16 protein-coding genes are annotated in these 15107 nt (G+C 51.8%); 9 read left to right on the top strand and 7 right to left on the bottom strand.

Annotation, left to right across the window (positions count from 1 at the left end):
* Nucleotides 1–6 precede the first annotated feature (6 nt).
* Together ACO0LM_RS05075 and ACO0LM_RS05070 are read left to right on the top strand one after the other, a co-directional pair.
* Complete coding sequence (locus ACO0LM_RS05075; RefSeq protein ID WP_422982946.1) at nucleotides 7–579, top strand: RNA pyrophosphohydrolase; 573 nt, start codon at nucleotides 7–9, stop codon at nucleotides 577–579.
* Between the two features lie 3 nt (nucleotides 580–582).
* On the top strand, nucleotides 583–1095 hold the full coding sequence (locus ACO0LM_RS05070; protein WP_423034897.1) for a CNP1-like family protein: 513 nt from the start codon (nucleotides 583–585) through the stop codon (nucleotides 1093–1095).
* A gap of 48 nt (nucleotides 1096–1143) precedes the next feature.
* Here ACO0LM_RS05070 and proB read toward each other — a convergent pair whose 3' ends face one another.
* The 4 genes from proB to rplU all read right to left on the bottom strand — a co-directional run bounded on the left by proB (nucleotide 1144) and on the right by rplU (nucleotide 4405).
* Nucleotides 1144–2262 carry a glutamate 5-kinase gene (gene proB, locus ACO0LM_RS05065; RefSeq protein WP_423034895.1) on the bottom strand — a complete coding sequence of 373 codons (1119 nt, stop codon included), beginning with the start codon at nucleotides 2260–2262 and terminating at the stop codon, nucleotides 1144–1146.
* 268 nt (nucleotides 2263–2530) lie between these two features.
* On the bottom strand, nucleotides 2531–3643 hold the full coding sequence (gene obgE, locus ACO0LM_RS05060; RefSeq protein ID WP_422982940.1) for a GTPase ObgE: 1113 nt from the start codon (nucleotides 3641–3643) through the stop codon (nucleotides 2531–2533).
* A gap of 149 nt (nucleotides 3644–3792) precedes the next feature.
* Complete coding sequence (rpmA, locus tag ACO0LM_RS05055) at nucleotides 3793–4050, bottom strand: 50S ribosomal protein L27 (RefSeq protein ID WP_186946996.1); 258 nt, start codon at nucleotides 4048–4050, stop codon at nucleotides 3793–3795.
* Between the two features lie 43 nt (nucleotides 4051–4093).
* Nucleotides 4094–4405: a 50S ribosomal protein L21 gene (rplU, locus tag ACO0LM_RS05050; protein WP_186946995.1), complete on the bottom strand. Its 312-nt coding sequence runs from the start codon at nucleotides 4403–4405 to the stop codon at nucleotides 4094–4096.
* 228 nt (nucleotides 4406–4633) lie between these two features.
* Between rplU and ispB the strand changes: the two genes are divergently transcribed.
* The 7 genes from ispB (at nucleotide 4634) to ACO0LM_RS05015 (ending at nucleotide 11512) form a co-directional block, all read left to right on the top strand.
* On the top strand, nucleotides 4634–5662 hold the full coding sequence (gene ispB / locus ACO0LM_RS05045) for an octaprenyl diphosphate synthase (RefSeq protein WP_423035254.1): 1029 nt from the start codon (nucleotides 4634–4636) through the stop codon (nucleotides 5660–5662).
* 324 nt (nucleotides 5663–5986) lie between these two features.
* Nucleotides 5987–7714 (top strand): type IV-A pilus assembly ATPase PilB, encoded by a 1728-nt coding sequence (gene pilB / locus ACO0LM_RS05040; RefSeq protein WP_423034893.1) that lies wholly within the window; start codon nucleotides 5987–5989, stop codon nucleotides 7712–7714.
* Nucleotides 7715–7729: 15 nt separating this feature from the next.
* A complete protein-coding gene (locus ACO0LM_RS05035) occupies nucleotides 7730–8962 on the top strand; it encodes a type II secretion system F family protein (RefSeq protein ID WP_423034891.1) in 1233 nt (410 codons plus the stop codon).
* Nucleotides 8962–9825, top strand: coding sequence for a prepilin peptidase (locus ACO0LM_RS05030; RefSeq protein ID WP_423034890.1), 864 nt, complete (start codon nucleotides 8962–8964; stop codon nucleotides 9823–9825). Before ACO0LM_RS05035 ends, ACO0LM_RS05030 begins: the two co-directional genes overlap by 1 nt.
* Nucleotides 9825–10439 carry a dephospho-CoA kinase gene (coaE, locus tag ACO0LM_RS05025; RefSeq protein ID WP_423034888.1) on the top strand — a complete coding sequence of 205 codons (615 nt, stop codon included), beginning with the start codon at nucleotides 9825–9827 and terminating at the stop codon, nucleotides 10437–10439. Before ACO0LM_RS05030 ends, coaE begins: the two co-directional genes overlap by 1 nt.
* A 138-nt stretch (nucleotides 10440–10577) precedes the next feature.
* On the top strand, nucleotides 10578–11333 hold the full coding sequence (zapD, locus tag ACO0LM_RS05020) for a cell division protein ZapD (RefSeq protein ID WP_423034886.1): 756 nt from the start codon (nucleotides 10578–10580) through the stop codon (nucleotides 11331–11333).
* A gap of 2 nt (nucleotides 11334–11335) precedes the next feature.
* Nucleotides 11336–11512: a DNA gyrase inhibitor YacG gene (locus tag ACO0LM_RS05015; RefSeq protein WP_422982926.1), complete on the top strand. Its 177-nt coding sequence runs from the start codon at nucleotides 11336–11338 to the stop codon at nucleotides 11510–11512.
* A gap of 47 nt (nucleotides 11513–11559) precedes the next feature.
* On the opposite strand, the gene ACO0LM_RS05010 is transcribed toward ACO0LM_RS05015, so the two are convergent.
* From ACO0LM_RS05010 to ACO0LM_RS05000, 3 genes are read right to left on the bottom strand one after another with little or no spacing between them, the layout of a single operon-like run.
* Nucleotides 11560–13119, bottom strand: a complete 1560-nt coding sequence (locus ACO0LM_RS05010) for a sigma-54-dependent transcriptional regulator (RefSeq protein ID WP_423034884.1) — start codon at nucleotides 13117–13119, stop codon at nucleotides 11560–11562.
* A 27-nt stretch (nucleotides 13120–13146) separates the two neighbouring features.
* Nucleotides 13147–13749, bottom strand: coding sequence for a hypothetical protein (locus ACO0LM_RS05005; RefSeq protein ID WP_423034882.1), 603 nt, complete (start codon nucleotides 13747–13749; stop codon nucleotides 13147–13149).
* Entirely contained in the window at nucleotides 13746–15038 is a 1293-nt protein-coding gene (locus ACO0LM_RS05000) for a D-amino acid dehydrogenase (RefSeq protein ID WP_423034880.1), read from the bottom strand. Before ACO0LM_RS05000 ends, ACO0LM_RS05005 begins: the two co-directional genes overlap by 4 nt.
* Nucleotides 15039–15107 lie beyond the last annotated feature (69 nt).

The raw sequence follows: 15107 nt of genomic DNA, 5'->3' as shown, positions 1-15107 counted from the left end.
TTGAACATGCTGGATCGTGAAGGCTTCCGCCCAAACGTTGGCATAATTTTGCTTAACGCCAACAATGAAGTCTGGTGGGGAAAGCGGGTGCGCGAGCATTCCTGGCAATTCCCCCAAGGTGGTATCAAATATGGTGAATCGCCGGAACAGGCCATGTACCGGGAACTGGAAGAGGAAACCGGACTGCTTCCAGAGCACGTCAAAGTCATCGGTCGCACCCGCGACTGGCTGCGCTATGAGGTGCCAGACCATTTTATCAAGCGTGAAATCCGCGGGCATTACCGTGGACAAAAGCAGATCTGGTTCCTGTTGCGTATGATAGGCCGTGATTGCGATGTCAATCTGCGCGCCAGCACGCACCCGGAATTTGATGCCTGGCGCTGGCATGACTACTGGGTACCGCTGGACGTGGTGATCGAATTCAAGCGAGGCGTGTATCAACTGGCCTTGCAAGAATTATCACGCTACGTACACCGGGCCGAGCACCCGAATTCCAACCGCAACAGGTATTTGCGTAATCAGCAACAAGCGCAACCGAATCGCGACACCAAGAAAACCGAGCCGGAAGAATCTAAATAATTTATGCCAACACTATCATTACGCCACCTGGCAAGCAGCCTGTTTTGCACTGTGCTGTTGTCATCCTCTCTGGCCCACGCGCAAGAACCTGATGAAGATGACAAGGAATGGCGCGAAGTTGCCCTGCAATTGCCAGAAGCACCAAAAGCTGAAAACCTGCTGAATTTTTACAAAAGCGGCAGCCAGTCTTTTGCGATTGATACCAAGTCCCTGCTGGTGGCAAGCGATGGCACCATCCGCTATACCCTGGTAGCCACCAGCACCGGCGGTGCCAAAAACGTCAGCTACGAAGGTCTGCGTTGCCAGTCATATGAAGTCAAACTGTATGCCTTTGGACGCCCGGACGGCACTTGGTCACGCTCGCGCCGCAACCAATGGGACACCATCTCCAGCACCGGTGCCAACAAGCAGCATAGCACCCTGTTTTCGGAATATTTTTGCGAAGGCCGGACAATAGCGGGCAAGGTCAATGTCTTGCTGGATAAATTGCGCGGTAAGAAAATGTCATATTATTAAAATGATATAGCCGGGATGAACATGGGCGCTGAATTCAGCGCCCATTTTTCATAACAAAACAAGATTGTCGCGGTGTATCAACTCCGGCTCTTCCACAAAACCAAGTATGGATGCAATTTCTGCCGAGGCATGGCGCTTGATGCGGCGGGCGTCGGCGCTTGAATAATTGCTAAGCCCTCTGGCAATTGATTTGCCCGCCTCATCACAACAAGTCACCACCGCACCGCGGCTGAATTCGCCGCGCACATCCAACACACCGATAGGCAGCAGGGACTTACCTTCACGCGTCAATTTTTGCACTGCCCCGGCATCCAGCACAATTTGACCCAGGGTTTGCAAATGGTCCAGCATCCATTGCTTGCGTGCTGCCAGAGGTGCCATTTGCGAAATCAGTTGCGTGCCTATGTTCTCACCCTGCGCCAGGCGCAGCAAGACATTGTCTTCGCGGCCCCAGGCAATGACGGTATGGGTACCCGAGCTGGCACCGCGTTTGGCTGCCAGTATCTTGGTCAGCATACCGCCGCTACCCAGGCTGGAGCCGGCACCACCCGCCATGGCTTCCAGTGCAGGGTCACCCGCCCTGGCTTCATGCACAAAAGTGGCATTCGGGTCCTTGCGCGGGTCGGCTGTGTACAAGCCTTTTTGATCAGTCAGGATGATCAGCGCATCGCCTTCGATCAGGTTTGCCACCAGTGCACCCAGGGTGTCGTTATCACCAAATTTGATTTCATCGGTGACCACCGTATCATTTTCATTAATGATGGGGACAATGCCAAAGCGCAGCAAAGTAAACAGGGTAGAACGTGCATTCAGGTAGCGCTCGCGGTCAGCCAGGTCAGCATGCGTCAATAAAATCTGCGCCGTCCCTATCTGGTGTTCACGAAAGCTGCTTTCATAAATCTGTGCCAGACCCATTTGGCCGACGGCAGCACAAGCCTGCAGTTCATGAATGGCAGTCGGCCGTTTTTCAAAACCCAGGCGTTGCCGCCCTTCGGCTATCGCGCCAGAACTAACCAGCACCACTTCCTTGCCCATGGCGCGCAGACCGGCAATTTGGGCAGCCCACCTGGCAATGGCCTGCTTGTCCAGACCCTTGCCATCATTGGTCACCAGTGATGAACCTACTTTGATAATCAGACGTTTTGCTTGCTGAATGACAGATTGCATAAATGAATACGAATGTGAATTTGGTAATGTCACTGCGCTACCAGCTCGCAGTAAATCAAAATTATACTTTATATGGATAGTATCGTTGCAATCTAAATTTAATTCAGATTTAAACGACATATTCTATTTTTTATGGGATTTCCATTATTAAAAAGAAATTATTCCAATATCAAAGTAGTCATTGATATTCAATCCTTAGCGGGTACGAGGCATTTGATGAGCAGTTGATGGCAGACGTAAAAAAACCTGGCTTTCACCAGGTTTTTTATTAGTCTTCCAGTACTTTAAAACGCGGATCATCCGGATCAATGGACAAGATACCCTGCGCTTCTTCTTTCATCGTGGTTTCTTGCGAACGCTGCTCATGCGTACGCTTTTCTTCCAGGTACTTGTAAATCTCAGTCACCAGTTCTTCGCAGCCTTCGCGATTCAAGGCGGAAATTTCAAAGACCGGGCCTTTCCAGGCAAAACGCTTGACGAAATCTTTGACCTTTTTCTTGCGTTCATCTGCAGTCAGGACATCAAGCTTGTTGAGCACCAGCCAGCGCGGCTTTTCATACAGGCTTTCGTCGTATTTGCGCAATTCCTTGATCAGGGCCTTGGCTTCCTTGACTGGGTCAACAGCTTCATCAAACGGTGCCAGATCAACAATATGCAAGAGCAAGCCTGTGCGTTGCAAATGCTTCAAGAATTGTATGCCAAGACCGGCACCATCAGCAGCACCTTCGATCAGACCAGGAATGTCGGCGATGACGAAGCTTTTTTCATGACTGACACGCACCATACCCAAGTTCGGGTGCAGGGTCGTGAAAGGATAATCAGCGATTTTGGGGCGTGCATTTGATACCGCAGTAATGAAAGTGGATTTACCGGCATTTGGCAAACCCAACAGACCTACGTCGGCCAGGACTTTCAATTCCAGGCGTAATTCGCGACGCTCACCTTCTTTACCATCAGAGCGCTGACGTGGCGCACGGTTGGTGGAAGTCTTGAAGTGGATATTACCCCAGCCGCCCTCGCCACCTTTAACCAGTTCAACTTGCTGGCCATGTTCAGTCAGATCTGCAATGACTTCATCGGTATTCCTGTCGCAAATCTGGGTACCAACCGGCATGCGCAGGAAGATGTCATCCGCACCTTTGCCATAGCAGTCTGCACCACGACCATTTTCACCGTCTTTGGCTTTATGCAATTTGGAATAACGATAATCAACCAGGGTGTTGATATTACGATCTGCTACTGCCCAGATACTGCCACCACGACCGCCATCACCACCATCCGGTCCACCAAAAGGACGGAATTTTTCACGACAGAAGGATGCAACGCCATTGCCACCATCGCCGGCGATCACTTCTATCCTGGCTTCATCAATAAATTTCATTTTTACCACCTAAAAAAGCTTGTATAAATCTTTGCTACCACTTGTAGCAACCGATTTATACAGGATTTCTTGAAACTAAAAAGGCTCCACCAATGGCAGAGCCTTTTCTACATACCGGCTTGCGCCCTGCTTTGAATTACTTCAATGCATTACGCTGGAACGACAATTGCGAACTGGTGACGTGCTGCACCTTTGATCGCGAATTGTACTTTGCCATTAACCAGAGCGAACAAAGTGTGATCTTTGCCCATACCAACATTTTCACCAGCGTGTACACGTGTACCGCGTTGACGAATGATGATACCGCCAGCATTGATAGCTTGGCCGCCGTAAACTTTAACGCCCAGGCGTTTCGATTCTGAGTCACGGCCGTTGCGCGTGGTGCCGCCGCCTTTTTTGTGTGCCATTTAATTAGCTCCTTAAGTTCAGGTAAATTAACTTATCTACGGATTAGCCGTTGATAGATACGATTTGCAATTCAGTGTAGTTTTGGCGATGGCCTTGACGTTTCTGATAATGCTTACGACGACGCATTTTGAAAATGCGCACTTTGTCGTGACGACCGTGATCTATAACCTTAGCCAGCACCGTAGCACCTGTGACCAGTGGAGCACCAAATTTAATGGTCTCGCCAGCGCCCAATGCGAGCACTTGATCTATGGTGATTTCGGAGCCAATGTCTGCAGGTATCTGTTCTACTTTAAGTTTTTCACCAGCGACAACTTTGTATTGCTTGCCTCCGGTTTTTATGACCGCGTACATGTGAAACCTCATCGAATAAAAATTAGGAATTTTCTCCCGCCGGACTGAAAAAACCATCTGGGAAATCGGGAAAACCACAAATTGTACATAATTCCCGAATAAGCGTCAAAGACTATTTGCATATTTTTTCAGCAGCGCAGGCCTCGCCGCGGCAAAAAGCCGGGGCGTTAATGACCAGAAAGTATAATAAAGCCGGAAGCCCTGGTGCAATTCAAGCAAAACAATGGCATGGCGTCGTATAATCTTGGCCATTCTGGATTTTTTGCAGGTTCCCCCTTGTCTGCCACAAACAACCCCAATCCCATCACCGAACTTATTGCTTCCGACATGTCGGAAGTCAACCAGGTCATACGCAACAAACTGCATTCTGAAGTACCGCTGGTGAATCAGATTGCCGAATACATCATCAGCGCAGGCGGAAAAAGGATACGACCGGTACTGGTCTTGCTGGTGGCAAATGCCTACCAGTATCAGGGCAAGCATCATCACGAGCTGGCGGCGATAGTCGAATTTATCCACACCGCCACCCTGCTGCATGATGACGTGGTGGATGAATCCTCACTGCGGCGCGGGCGCAAGACAGCGAATGCCTTGTTTGGCAATGCCGCATCGGTGCTGGTCGGTGACTTTCTGTACTCACGCGCCTTCCAGATGATGGTATCCATCAATAACATGCAAATCATGCAAATATTGGCAGACGCCACCAATGTGATTGCCGAAGGCGAAGTCTTGCAGTTGTTGAATATGCATGACCCAGACGTGACGGAAGAACGCTACTTGCAGGTAATACGCTCCAAAACAGCCAAGCTGTTCGAAGCCGCCGCCCAGATCGGTGCCCTGATTGCCGGTGCCGGTGAGCAGGAAATTGAAGCCGCCGGCGAATACGGACGTTCACTGGGTACTGCATTTCAATTGATAGATGACGTACTGGATTATTCCGGCAATGCCGAGGATATAGGCAAGAATGTAGGCGATGATTTGCGCGAAGGCAAACCTACCCTGCCCCTGATTTACCTGATGAAGAACGGCAATGCTGCCGAACAAGAACTGGTGCGAGCCTGCATAGAACATGGCGACGAATCTAAATTTGATGCCATTTTGAGTGCCATTACCAGTTCCGGTGCCTTGGCCTATACACAGAATGAAGCGGTAAAAGCAGCCGATCGCGCTGCCACCGCCATCGCCACCCTGCCAGAAAGCAAGTACAAACAGGCCATGGTGCAGTTATGCGCTTTTGCGGTAGGTCGCAACCATTAATTTTTTGCAGGCACCGTCGTCCTACGCAATCCTGCAAAATGCCGTCAATTCAGGGATGACCCGGAACAAATTTGAGGTGGGCAGCAGAACTAAGGACTGATCTGATAATGCAACTGCTAACGCCGCTGACAACTGAGCAGAATTTGTAACACGAGTGTAACGAACAGCAGGCAACATGCTACGAAAGTTACAATCTAGATCGTTTTGCCGCGTATTTGCTGCTTAGATACCGGGTTTTCCCCTGAACGCCTTTACAAATAACGGGCTTAGTTGCATTATCCTAAGGCAACTGATTGTATTGGTAAATTTTACTCAAAAGACCCTATGTCCGCAGTCCAACCAAATTCAGCTTCTCTCACCCCGACCTCTGGTTTGGCGCGCGCACTGACGCAGGCCAATTTATTGACTGCGGCCCAGGTTGACGTCGTCAGCAAAAAGGCCCAGCTCGACAAAACTACCTTCATTGATGGCTTGCTGCAAAGCGGGTTTATCAATGCACGCAACCTGGCGACATTTTGCTCGGATGTGTTTGGTTATCCATTGCTGGATTTATCGCTGGTCAATGAGTCACTGATACCGGAAAAGCTGGTAGACCCCAAGCTCATGCAGGCACAGCGCATGATTGCGATCGCAAAAAAAGGCAACAAGGTATCGCTCGCGCTTTCTGACCCGACCAATAACTCGGCACTGGATCAGGTCAAGTTTCAGACCGGCCTGGGCGTTGACATCATCATCGTGCAGCATGATGCCTTGGTCAAACTGCTGGAAAGACTGGGTAAAACCTCAGAGCAGACCCTGATTGACATCGCCGGCGATGACTTTGAACTCGAATTCAAGGAAGACGACCTTACTCAGGCTGCCGCTGACAACCAGGCAATAGAAATTGATGATGCCCCGGTCGTTAAATTCCTGCAAAAGATGCTGATTGATGCGATCAACATGGGCGCTTCCGATCTGCATTTTGAACCCTTTGAAAAATTCTATCGCATCCGCTTCCGCGTTGATGGCGAACTGAAGGAAATTGCCCAGCCGCCGCTGGCCATCAAGGAAAAACTGGCTTCACGTATCAAGGTTATCTCCAAGCTGGATATTTCTGAAAAACGGATCCCGCAAGATGGCCGCATGAAACTGCAGCTGTCCGCCATCAAGTCCATCGACTTTCGTGTGAGCACACTGCCCACCCTGTTTGGCGAAAAGATCGTTATGCGTATTCTGGACGGTTCCCAGGCGCAGATGGGTATTGATGCCTTGGGCTACGATCCGGATCACAAAGCCATCCTGATGGATGCGATTCAGCGTCCCTATGGCATGGTGCTGGTAACTGGCCCAACCGGTTCTGGTAAAACGGTGTCGTTGTATACCTGCCTTAATGTCATCAATAAACCCGGCATCAACATCTCGACCGCTGAAGATCCGGCCGAGATCAACTTGCCCGGGGTTAACCAGGTCAACGTCAATGACAGAGCCGGTCTTACCTTTGCGGTTGCCCTGAAGTCTTTCCTGCGTCAAGATCCTGACGTCATCATGGTGGGTGAGATTCGTGATCTGGAAACTGCCGATATTGCCATCAAGGCTGCGCAAACCGGTCACATGGTATTTTCCACCCTGCATACCAATGATGCGCCAGCTACCCTGACACGTCTGATGAATATGGGCGTGGCCCCGTTCAATATCGCGTCTTCGGTCATCCTGATCACCGCCCAAAGGCTGGCGCGCCGCCTCTGCACCTGCAAAAAACCAGTCGATGTACTGGATGAAGTCTTGCTGCAGGCCGGTTTCAAGGATGACGATCTGGACGGTACCTGGAAACCCTATGGCCCGGTTGGCTGTGACCGCTGCAGTGGTGGTGGTTACAAGGGTCGCGTCGGTATTTACCAGTTGATGCCTATCTCCGAATCGATAGAACGCATCATTTTGGCCAGTGGCAGTGCAATGGAAATTGAAGAACAAGCCCAACGCGAAGGCATCAGGAATTTGCGTCAGTCAGGACTGTTGAAAGTAAGGCAGGGTCTGACCAGTCTAGAAGAAGTGCTCGGATGTACCAACGAATAATAAGAGAACAGTCATATGGCAACTAATCCGGCAAAGTCCGTCAGATCATCACAAGTCAAAGAACATTTGTATGCGTGGGAAGGAAAAGACAAGTTTGGTAAATCCGTACGGGGTGAATTACGCGCCGGCGGCGAAGCCATCGTCAACGCCACCTTGCGCCGCCAGGGTATCCTGGTTACCAAGCTGAAAAAGAAAAGCTATAGTACCGGCAAAAAAATTACTGAGAAAGACATCTCCCTGTTCACACGACAGTTGGCAACCATGATGAAAGCCGGTGTGCCTTTGCTGCAGTCTTTTGATATCGTATCCAAAGGCCACTCCAATCCCTCCGTCTCCAAGTTGTTGCAGGATATCCGTGGCGACGTCGAGACCGGTACCAGCCTGAACCAGGCTTTTCGTAAGTTCCCCCTGTATTTTGACCCGCTGTTCTGTAATCTGGTCGGTGCTGGTGAACAGGCCGGTATTCTGGAAGAGTTGCTGAATCGCCTTGCCATCTACAAGGAAAAAACCCTGGCCATCAAGGCCAAGATCAAATCTGCCCTGACTTACCCTATCGCCATTCTGGGGATTGCCTTCATTGTGACCGCCGTCATCATGATCTGGGTGGTACCGGCATTTAAAGAGGTATTCAAAAGCTTTGGTGCGGATTTGCCGGCACCTACCCTGTTTGTCATGGCGATTTCCGATTTCTTTGTCAAATACTGGTACCTGATCTTTGGTGGCTTATTCGGCAGCGTGTACTTCTTTATGCAGTCCTGGAAGCGCTCTTTGAAAATGCAGCAGACCATGGACAGATTGCTGTTGCAGGCCCCCATCTTTGGTGATGTGATTCGTAAAGCCACAATTGCGCGCTGGACACGTACGCTGGCCACCATGTTTGCCGCCGGTGTGCCGCTGGTTGAATCGCTGGATTCTGTTGGCGGTGCCGCCGGTAATGCCGTTTACCTGGATGCCACCATCAAAATCCAGACTGAAGTCAGTACCGGTGTCAGCCTGACCGTCGCCATGCAAAACTCGAACGTTTTCCCGAATATGGTCACGCAGATGGTGGCGATTGGTGAAGAATCGGGTGCGCTGGATTCCATGCTGAGCAAGGTTGCCGATTTTTACGAAGATGAAGTGGATGAAGCCGTTGCTTCCCTGTCCAGTCTGATGGAACCGATGATCATGGCCATTCTGGGTGTGGTCATTGGCGGCCTGGTGGTCGCGATGTACTTGCCTATTTTCAAACTGGGTTCGGTGGTCTGATGCTGGAATTGCTTTTGTTTGCGGCCCCTGGGTTTTGGCTGAGCACGCTGTTTTTTGGCCTGCTCGGCCTGCTGATCGGGAGTTTCCTGAACGTCGTCATCCATCGCTTGCCGAAGATGATGCAAAGGTTTGAAGACAATTATTTCGCCGAAACCCGCGATCAGCCCAAACCCCATACCGATAGTTACAATCTGGTCGTGCCACGTTCGGCCTGCCCACACTGCGGACACAAGATCAGCGCCCTGGAAAACATCCCGGTGGTCAGCTATCTGGTGCTGGGTGGCAAATGCAAGGGGTGCAAGGCCCGCATTTCACCACGCTACCCGCTGATAGAACTATTCACCGCCCTGTTGTCGGCAGGGATGGTCTGGCATTTTGGCAGCGGTGTGAATGGCATGGCGGCGGTGGTTTTCGTCTGGATACTGATCACCCTGACCTTCATCGATATTGACACCCAGTTGCTGCCAGACGACCTGACCCTGGGCTTGATGTGGATAGGTTTGCTACTGAATATCAATGGCTATTTCGCTACACTCAAAGATGCCGTGATTGGCGCTGCTGCCGGCTATCTGGCCCTGTGGATAGTCAATGAAATCTATAAACTGCTGAGAAAGCGTGATGGCTTTGGCGGCGGTGACTTCAAACTGCTGGCAGCCTTTGGGGCCTGGATGGGTTGGAGCATGTTGCCGGTCATCATATTATTTTCTTCATTTGTAGGTGCCTTTATCGGTATTACCCAGATGATACTGAGCAAACTGGGTTGGGAATCACAAATCCCGTTTGGCCCTTACCTGGCGGGAGCAGGCTTGATTGCCCTGGTCTGGGGACATCAGATCATCGACTATTACCTGGGCATCATGTAATGCCTGCCCGCTTTGCGCTTGGTCTGACCGGTGGCATAGGCAGTGGAAAAACCACCATTGCCAATATCCTCGGTGAACTGGGTGCGGCCCTGATTGATACCGATGTCATAGCCCATCAGCTCACCGTATCTGGCGGGCTGGCCATACCGTCCATTCTGACGCAATTTGGCGATAACTTGCTGACTGCGGACGGTGCCATGGACAGGTCGGCCATGCGCGAATTGGTATTTTCTGACCCGGCGCAGAAACACAAGCTGGAAAACATACTGCATCCACTCATCCGCCAGGAAACCGAGAAAGCTGCCAGTACTGCCACCGGCAGTTACCTGATTTTTGTCGTGCCCCTGCTGGTGGAATCGGGTAACTGGAAAAGCCGGGTAGATCGCGTCCTGGTGGTTGATTGTGACGAAGAAACACAAATCCGGCGCGTCATGTCACGCAACAGCCTGAACCGGGAACAGGTGCTCGCCATCATGCATAATCAGGCCAGCCGGCAGCAAAGACTGGCGGCGGCAGACGACGTCATCGCGAACCAGGGGCCGCTGGAAATTATCCGTACGCAGGTAGTACAACTGCATCAACAATACCTGGCGTATGCAGAGATGAAAAAATAGGTGTACTGTGTGAAGTAATACACGTTGATGCATAAAATTTTTTTGAAGGAATCTGCACACGATGTTTGTAATTTCACACAGTATGGTTCAAAATCATGTGCAGCTTGAATTAGCACTAATTTTGACAGGGAAACTATTTTGATTGTTTACGAATACCCTTTTAACGAGCGTATTCGCACGTTATTGCGGCTGGAAGACTTATACGAAAAATTTACATTTTTCCTACATCAGTCTGATCCCATGCAGCATCACGTTGCCCTTGCCACCATTTTCGAAATGCTGGAAGTTGCCGGTCGTGCCGACCTGAAATCCGATCTCTTGCAAGAACTCGACAGACAAAAACACACACTCATCAGTTTCAGATCCAATCCGAATGTACAGGCCGACATGCTCGACCAGATACTGGATGACGTCGACCGTGCCAGCACCGCCCTGGCGGGCAGCACTGGCAAGACGGGCCAGAATGTGCGCGACAATGAATGGCTGATGAGTATACGTGGGCGCACTATTATCCCGGGTGGTGCCTGCGAGTTCGATTTGCCCAGCTACCATGCATGGCAAAAAAATTCCGCCGAAAAACGCTATTCCGACATCAGTGCCTGGTTTGCCCCGATTGCGCCCTTGTTTGGTGCCATCAATGTGGTCCTGCGCCTGTTGCGCGAATCTGGTTCCACTGCAAAAGTGATTGCCCAGGCCGGCAGTTACCAGCAAATGTTACAGGGCAAGGTGTACCAGCTGTTGCGCGTCAGTGTCGCCCAGGAACTGGGGGCTATCCCTGAAATTTCTGCCAATAAATATATGTTGTGGATACGTTATATGTCGCAAGATGGCGACATGAAACCCAAGGCTTTTGAAAACGATATCCCATTTGACCTGACTCTCTGTAATTTTTAACTATGGCCACTTTTGTTGACTGTCCCACCTGCAAAAACAAGGTGGAATGGATAGAAGCGAACCGCTGGCGTCCATTTTGTTCTGAACGCTGCAAACAAATCGATCTGGGTGCCTGGGCTGAAGAGAAATATACGATACCTGCCGTCAATCTGCCCGAAGACCCTGAACTGGCAGAATAAGGCCGTCTGTGCCCGATAGTGCAAGATATGGCTAGTGCAGTGTTGCACTAGCGCTTTTGCGGGATGCCGTATTTGCGTAACTTGGTGGCGATCATGGAATGCGAGGTTGCCAGGCGCATAGCCAGCTTACGACTGGATGGGTAGTGCGGATACATCGATTCCAGCAAACTGCGCTCAAATGCATTCACCGAATCTTCCCAGCTCTCGGTCACATCGGCTTTCACCACATCGGCAGTAATGCTGCCTTCTGCCCAATCCAGGTCGGCGGCATCCAGCACACGCTGATCCGACATGGTAATCGCCCTGAACACGACATTCTGCAATTGCCTGACATTACCTGGCCAGTGGTTAGACACCAGGGCGGCACAGGCTGCCGAGTTGAGCCGGCAAACGGGCTTTTGTGCCTGGGTACAGGCACGTTCGATAAAATGCCTGGCCAGGGGCAAAATATCGTCAGGACGCTCGCGCAGGGCTGGCATTTCCAGATGCAATACATTCAGCCGGTAAAACAGGTCTTCGCGGAAACTAGCTTCCTGTACCATCTTGCGCAGGTTACGGTGGGTCGCGCTGATGATGCGCACATTCACGCGGACTTCCTTGTCACTGCCTATGCGACGGAATTTGCCATCATTGAGGAAACGCAGCAATTTGGCTTGCAAATATAGCGACATTTCGCCAATTTCATCCAGGAACACGGTGCCGCCATCTGCCATTTCAAACAGGCCGGGTTTACCACCACGCTGGGCACCGGTAAAGGCGCCCGAGGTATACCCAAACAATTCACTTTCTGCCAGGCTTTCTGGCAAGGCAGCACAATTCAGTTCCAGGAAAGGGGCATTACTACGGCCACTGATACCGTGGCAGGCCTGCGCCAGCAATTCCTTGCCGGTGCCGGTCTCGCCAGTGATCAGCAAGGGAGCATCGACTACCGCAACCCTGGCGGCACGGGTCTTCAAGGCACGTATCTGCTCGGATTCACCGATAATGAAATGAAAGCCGCTGCCTTCAGAATGTTGCAGGGCATGCAGACGACCACCGATGCGGGTCGGTGCATGAAAGGTCAGCACGGCACCGACTGAGCGGCCATGCTGGGCAATATCCAAGCCCTGGGGTTCGGATACCGGCGTGACATCCATGAAATACGGTTCGCCGTTGAGTATGACTTCACGGCTGGGCAGGCGAAAACCGCTGGTCAGCAGTTCTTCCAGGATACCTGCCTCGTCCAGCACCTGATCCAGCTTGCGCTGGCACAGCTCGGTTTCTGTCATGCAGACTGCCGTGGCAGCGGCACCATTCGCAATCACGATATGGCCACCGGCATCGATGGCCAGCACTGGGTCTTCCATGACAGCCATCATGGTATCGAGATTCAGGCGACGCCGTATGCCGGGCAAGACGTCCAGTACCTTGATGTCACCGACACCACGTACCTGCTGGCAGTCTGCCTGCAGGGATGGCAGCATGAAATCCAGCAATTCCGGACTGTCGATATAAATATGCGGCGGGTCCACTTCCACCGCCACCACATTCAGGCCACGGCGCGCCAGCACCGCCAGGATTTCATGGGCGATACCGACACGGTCCTTGAACTGGATATTGATGCGCATGCTGGATGAATGGGGCTCGGTATCGGTTTAAAAGGGTTCTGGAATATATCCACGTGGACGCGCATGCTGGCGACGGAATGCGCTGTTTGAGGCCAGGCCGCGCAAGCGTCCCAGGTCAAATTGTTCCAGTTGCTGCAAGACTGCACGGTTGAGTGTCATTTTAACTTGCATCATCAGCAGATCCACACTTTGCTGGCTGGAAGTACGGGTAGCGCGTCTTTCCTGCTGCATTTCCGCATCCTGGAACTGTTGTGCCCGCCCCCGTTCCTGCTCCTGATTCTGGTCCTGCGCCTGTTTTTCTATTGCCTTGGCAGCCGCCTTTTCTTCTGCCATGACAAAACAGCGATACACATCGGCCAGGGTAATAATGCCATTGCAATCCCGACAATGCCAGGCATCTTTTTCCTTGGCATCGCGGCTGACCAGATCATCCTTGCTCAATGTCGCCAGGATGGAACGTATCAGGCGCGGGGTTTTACCCGTAGCCTGAGCCAGTGTGGTGATATTCGCGGTGCGCGGCATCACCATCATGATTTGCGCCAGCAATTCTATCGCCGTATAAAAGCGCGCGTTCAGGTTGGCATCAGAAAAAACCTGGGTCGATGAAAGTAATTCTTCAAATTGATTCATGCCAACTCCTTGGTAACAAAAATAGGGCGATTCGCGCTGCCATAACGATCCATGAACAAGCCTTCGGTCGAAATGGCAGGTCGTTTGCCGGAAACGATGTCTGCAATAAACTGACCGGAACCGCAGGCCATGGTCCAGCCCAGGGTGCCATGCCCGGTGTTCAGATACAGATTGCGATACGGTGTCGGCCCTATCACCGGCGTACCGTCCGGTGTCATGGGGCGCAGGCCGGTCCAGAATTCCGCCTTGGCAACATCACCGCCACCGGGGAACAGGTCAGTCACGGAATGTTCCAGCGTGGCGCGACGCTCGGCACGCAGATCGAGGTTATAGCCTGTGATTTCTGCGGTGCCGCCCACCCGTATGCGGTCACCCAGGCGGGTGATCGCCACTTTGTAGGTTTCATCCATGACGGTGGATTCCGGCGCTTTATGCGCGTCGGTGATCGGCACAGTGATCGAATAACCCTTGATGGGGTAAACCGGAATCCTGATGTCCAGTTCTTTCAACAGTATCGGTGAATAACTGCCCAGGGCCAGTACGAAACAATCAGCCTTGATTTCACCTTCCGAGGTAATGACAGAGCTGATGGTATCGCCGTTCTTGACCAATCTTTGTATGCTGACGCCATATTTGAATTGCGCACCAAGTTCTTGCGCCAGTTTCGATAGATTTTGGGTGAACTTGAAGCAGTCCCCGGTTTCATCACCCGGCAAGCGCAAGGCACCCACAAATTTTTCCTGTACGTTCGCCAGCGCCGGTTCAACTTTCAGGCAACCGGCCTTGTCGAGTTTTTCATACGGAACGTCATAGCGTTTGAGGATGGCGATATCTGCCTCGGAGCCGTCGAGTTGCTGCTGGTTGCGGAACAACTGCAAGGTACCCTGGGTGCGTTCGTCATAGCTGATGCCGGTATCGCTGCGCAATTGCTGCAAGACATCGCGGCTGTATTCGGCCATGCGCAGCATGCGGCCCTTATTGATCTCGTAGCGCCTGGTCGTGCAGTTCATCAACATTTGCGTTACCCAGCGCCACATGTTGGGATCAAAGCTGGGGCGTATCGCCAACGGACTGTGCTGCATCAACAGCCATTTGATGGCCTTCAGGGGGACACCCGGACCAGCCCAGGGAGCAGAATAGCCGGGCGACACCTCGCCAGCATTCGCATAACTGGTTTCCAAGCCTGCTGCCGGCTGGCGTTCTATCACGGTCACTTCATGCCCGGCCCTGGCCAGGTAATAGGCTGATGCCGTTCCTATGACACCTGCACCCAATATGACTACCTTCATGCTGCCTCTCCCATTCTGATTCTGTTGTGTATTCTCTTATTTATTCTGCTCTCGGTTTTTGTTGCCGGC

This window comes from Undibacterium sp. Di26W (assembly GCF_049340265.1).
Taxonomy (GTDB): domain Bacteria; phylum Pseudomonadota; class Gammaproteobacteria; order Burkholderiales; family Burkholderiaceae_D; genus Undibacterium.
Note: the sequence above shows the minus strand (reverse complement) of the source record. Positions and strands in the feature narration are given on the sequence as shown.

What these genes read in the sequence shown, in the direction of transcription:
- ACO0LM_RS05010 (WP_423034884.1), bottom strand. Translation starts at nt 13,119, where the DNA reads ATGCGCATCAATATCCAGTTCAAGGACCGTGTCGGTATCGCCCATGAA.
- ispB (WP_423035254.1), top strand. Translation starts at nt 4,634, where the DNA reads ATGGCGTCGTATAATCTTGGCCATTCTGGATTTTTTGCAGGTTCCCCC.
- proB (WP_423034895.1), bottom strand. Translation starts at nt 2,262, where the DNA reads ATGCAATCTGTCATTCAGCAAGCAAAACGTCTGATTATCAAAGTAGGT.
- ACO0LM_RS05000 (WP_423034880.1), bottom strand. Translation starts at nt 15,038, where the DNA reads ATGAAGGTAGTCATATTGGGTGCAGGTGTCATAGGAACGGCATCAGCC.
- obgE (WP_422982940.1), bottom strand. Translation starts at nt 3,643, where the DNA reads ATGAAATTTATTGATGAAGCCAGGATAGAAGTGATCGCCGGCGATGGT.
- pilB (WP_423034893.1), top strand. Translation starts at nt 5,987, where the DNA reads ATGTCCGCAGTCCAACCAAATTCAGCTTCTCTCACCCCGACCTCTGGT.
- ACO0LM_RS05035 (WP_423034891.1), top strand. Translation starts at nt 7,730, where the DNA reads ATGGCAACTAATCCGGCAAAGTCCGTCAGATCATCACAAGTCAAAGAA.
- coaE (WP_423034888.1), top strand. Translation starts at nt 9,825, where the DNA reads ATGCCTGCCCGCTTTGCGCTTGGTCTGACCGGTGGCATAGGCAGTGGA.
- ACO0LM_RS05005 (WP_423034882.1), bottom strand. Translation starts at nt 13,749, where the DNA reads ATGAATCAATTTGAAGAATTACTTTCATCGACCCAGGTTTTTTCTGAT.
- ACO0LM_RS05015 (WP_422982926.1), top strand. Translation starts at nt 11,336, where the DNA reads ATGGCCACTTTTGTTGACTGTCCCACCTGCAAAAACAAGGTGGAATGG.
- rplU (WP_186946995.1), bottom strand. Translation starts at nt 4,405, where the DNA reads ATGTACGCGGTCATAAAAACCGGAGGCAAGCAATACAAAGTTGTCGCT.
- ACO0LM_RS05030 (WP_423034890.1), top strand. Translation starts at nt 8,962, where the DNA reads ATGCTGGAATTGCTTTTGTTTGCGGCCCCTGGGTTTTGGCTGAGCACG.
- rpmA (WP_186946996.1), bottom strand. Translation starts at nt 4,050, where the DNA reads ATGGCACACAAAAAAGGCGGCGGCACCACGCGCAACGGCCGTGACTCA.
- ACO0LM_RS05070 (WP_423034897.1), top strand. Translation starts at nt 583, where the DNA reads ATGCCAACACTATCATTACGCCACCTGGCAAGCAGCCTGTTTTGCACT.
- ACO0LM_RS05075 (WP_422982946.1), top strand. Translation starts at nt 7, where the DNA reads ATGCTGGATCGTGAAGGCTTCCGCCCAAACGTTGGCATAATTTTGCTT.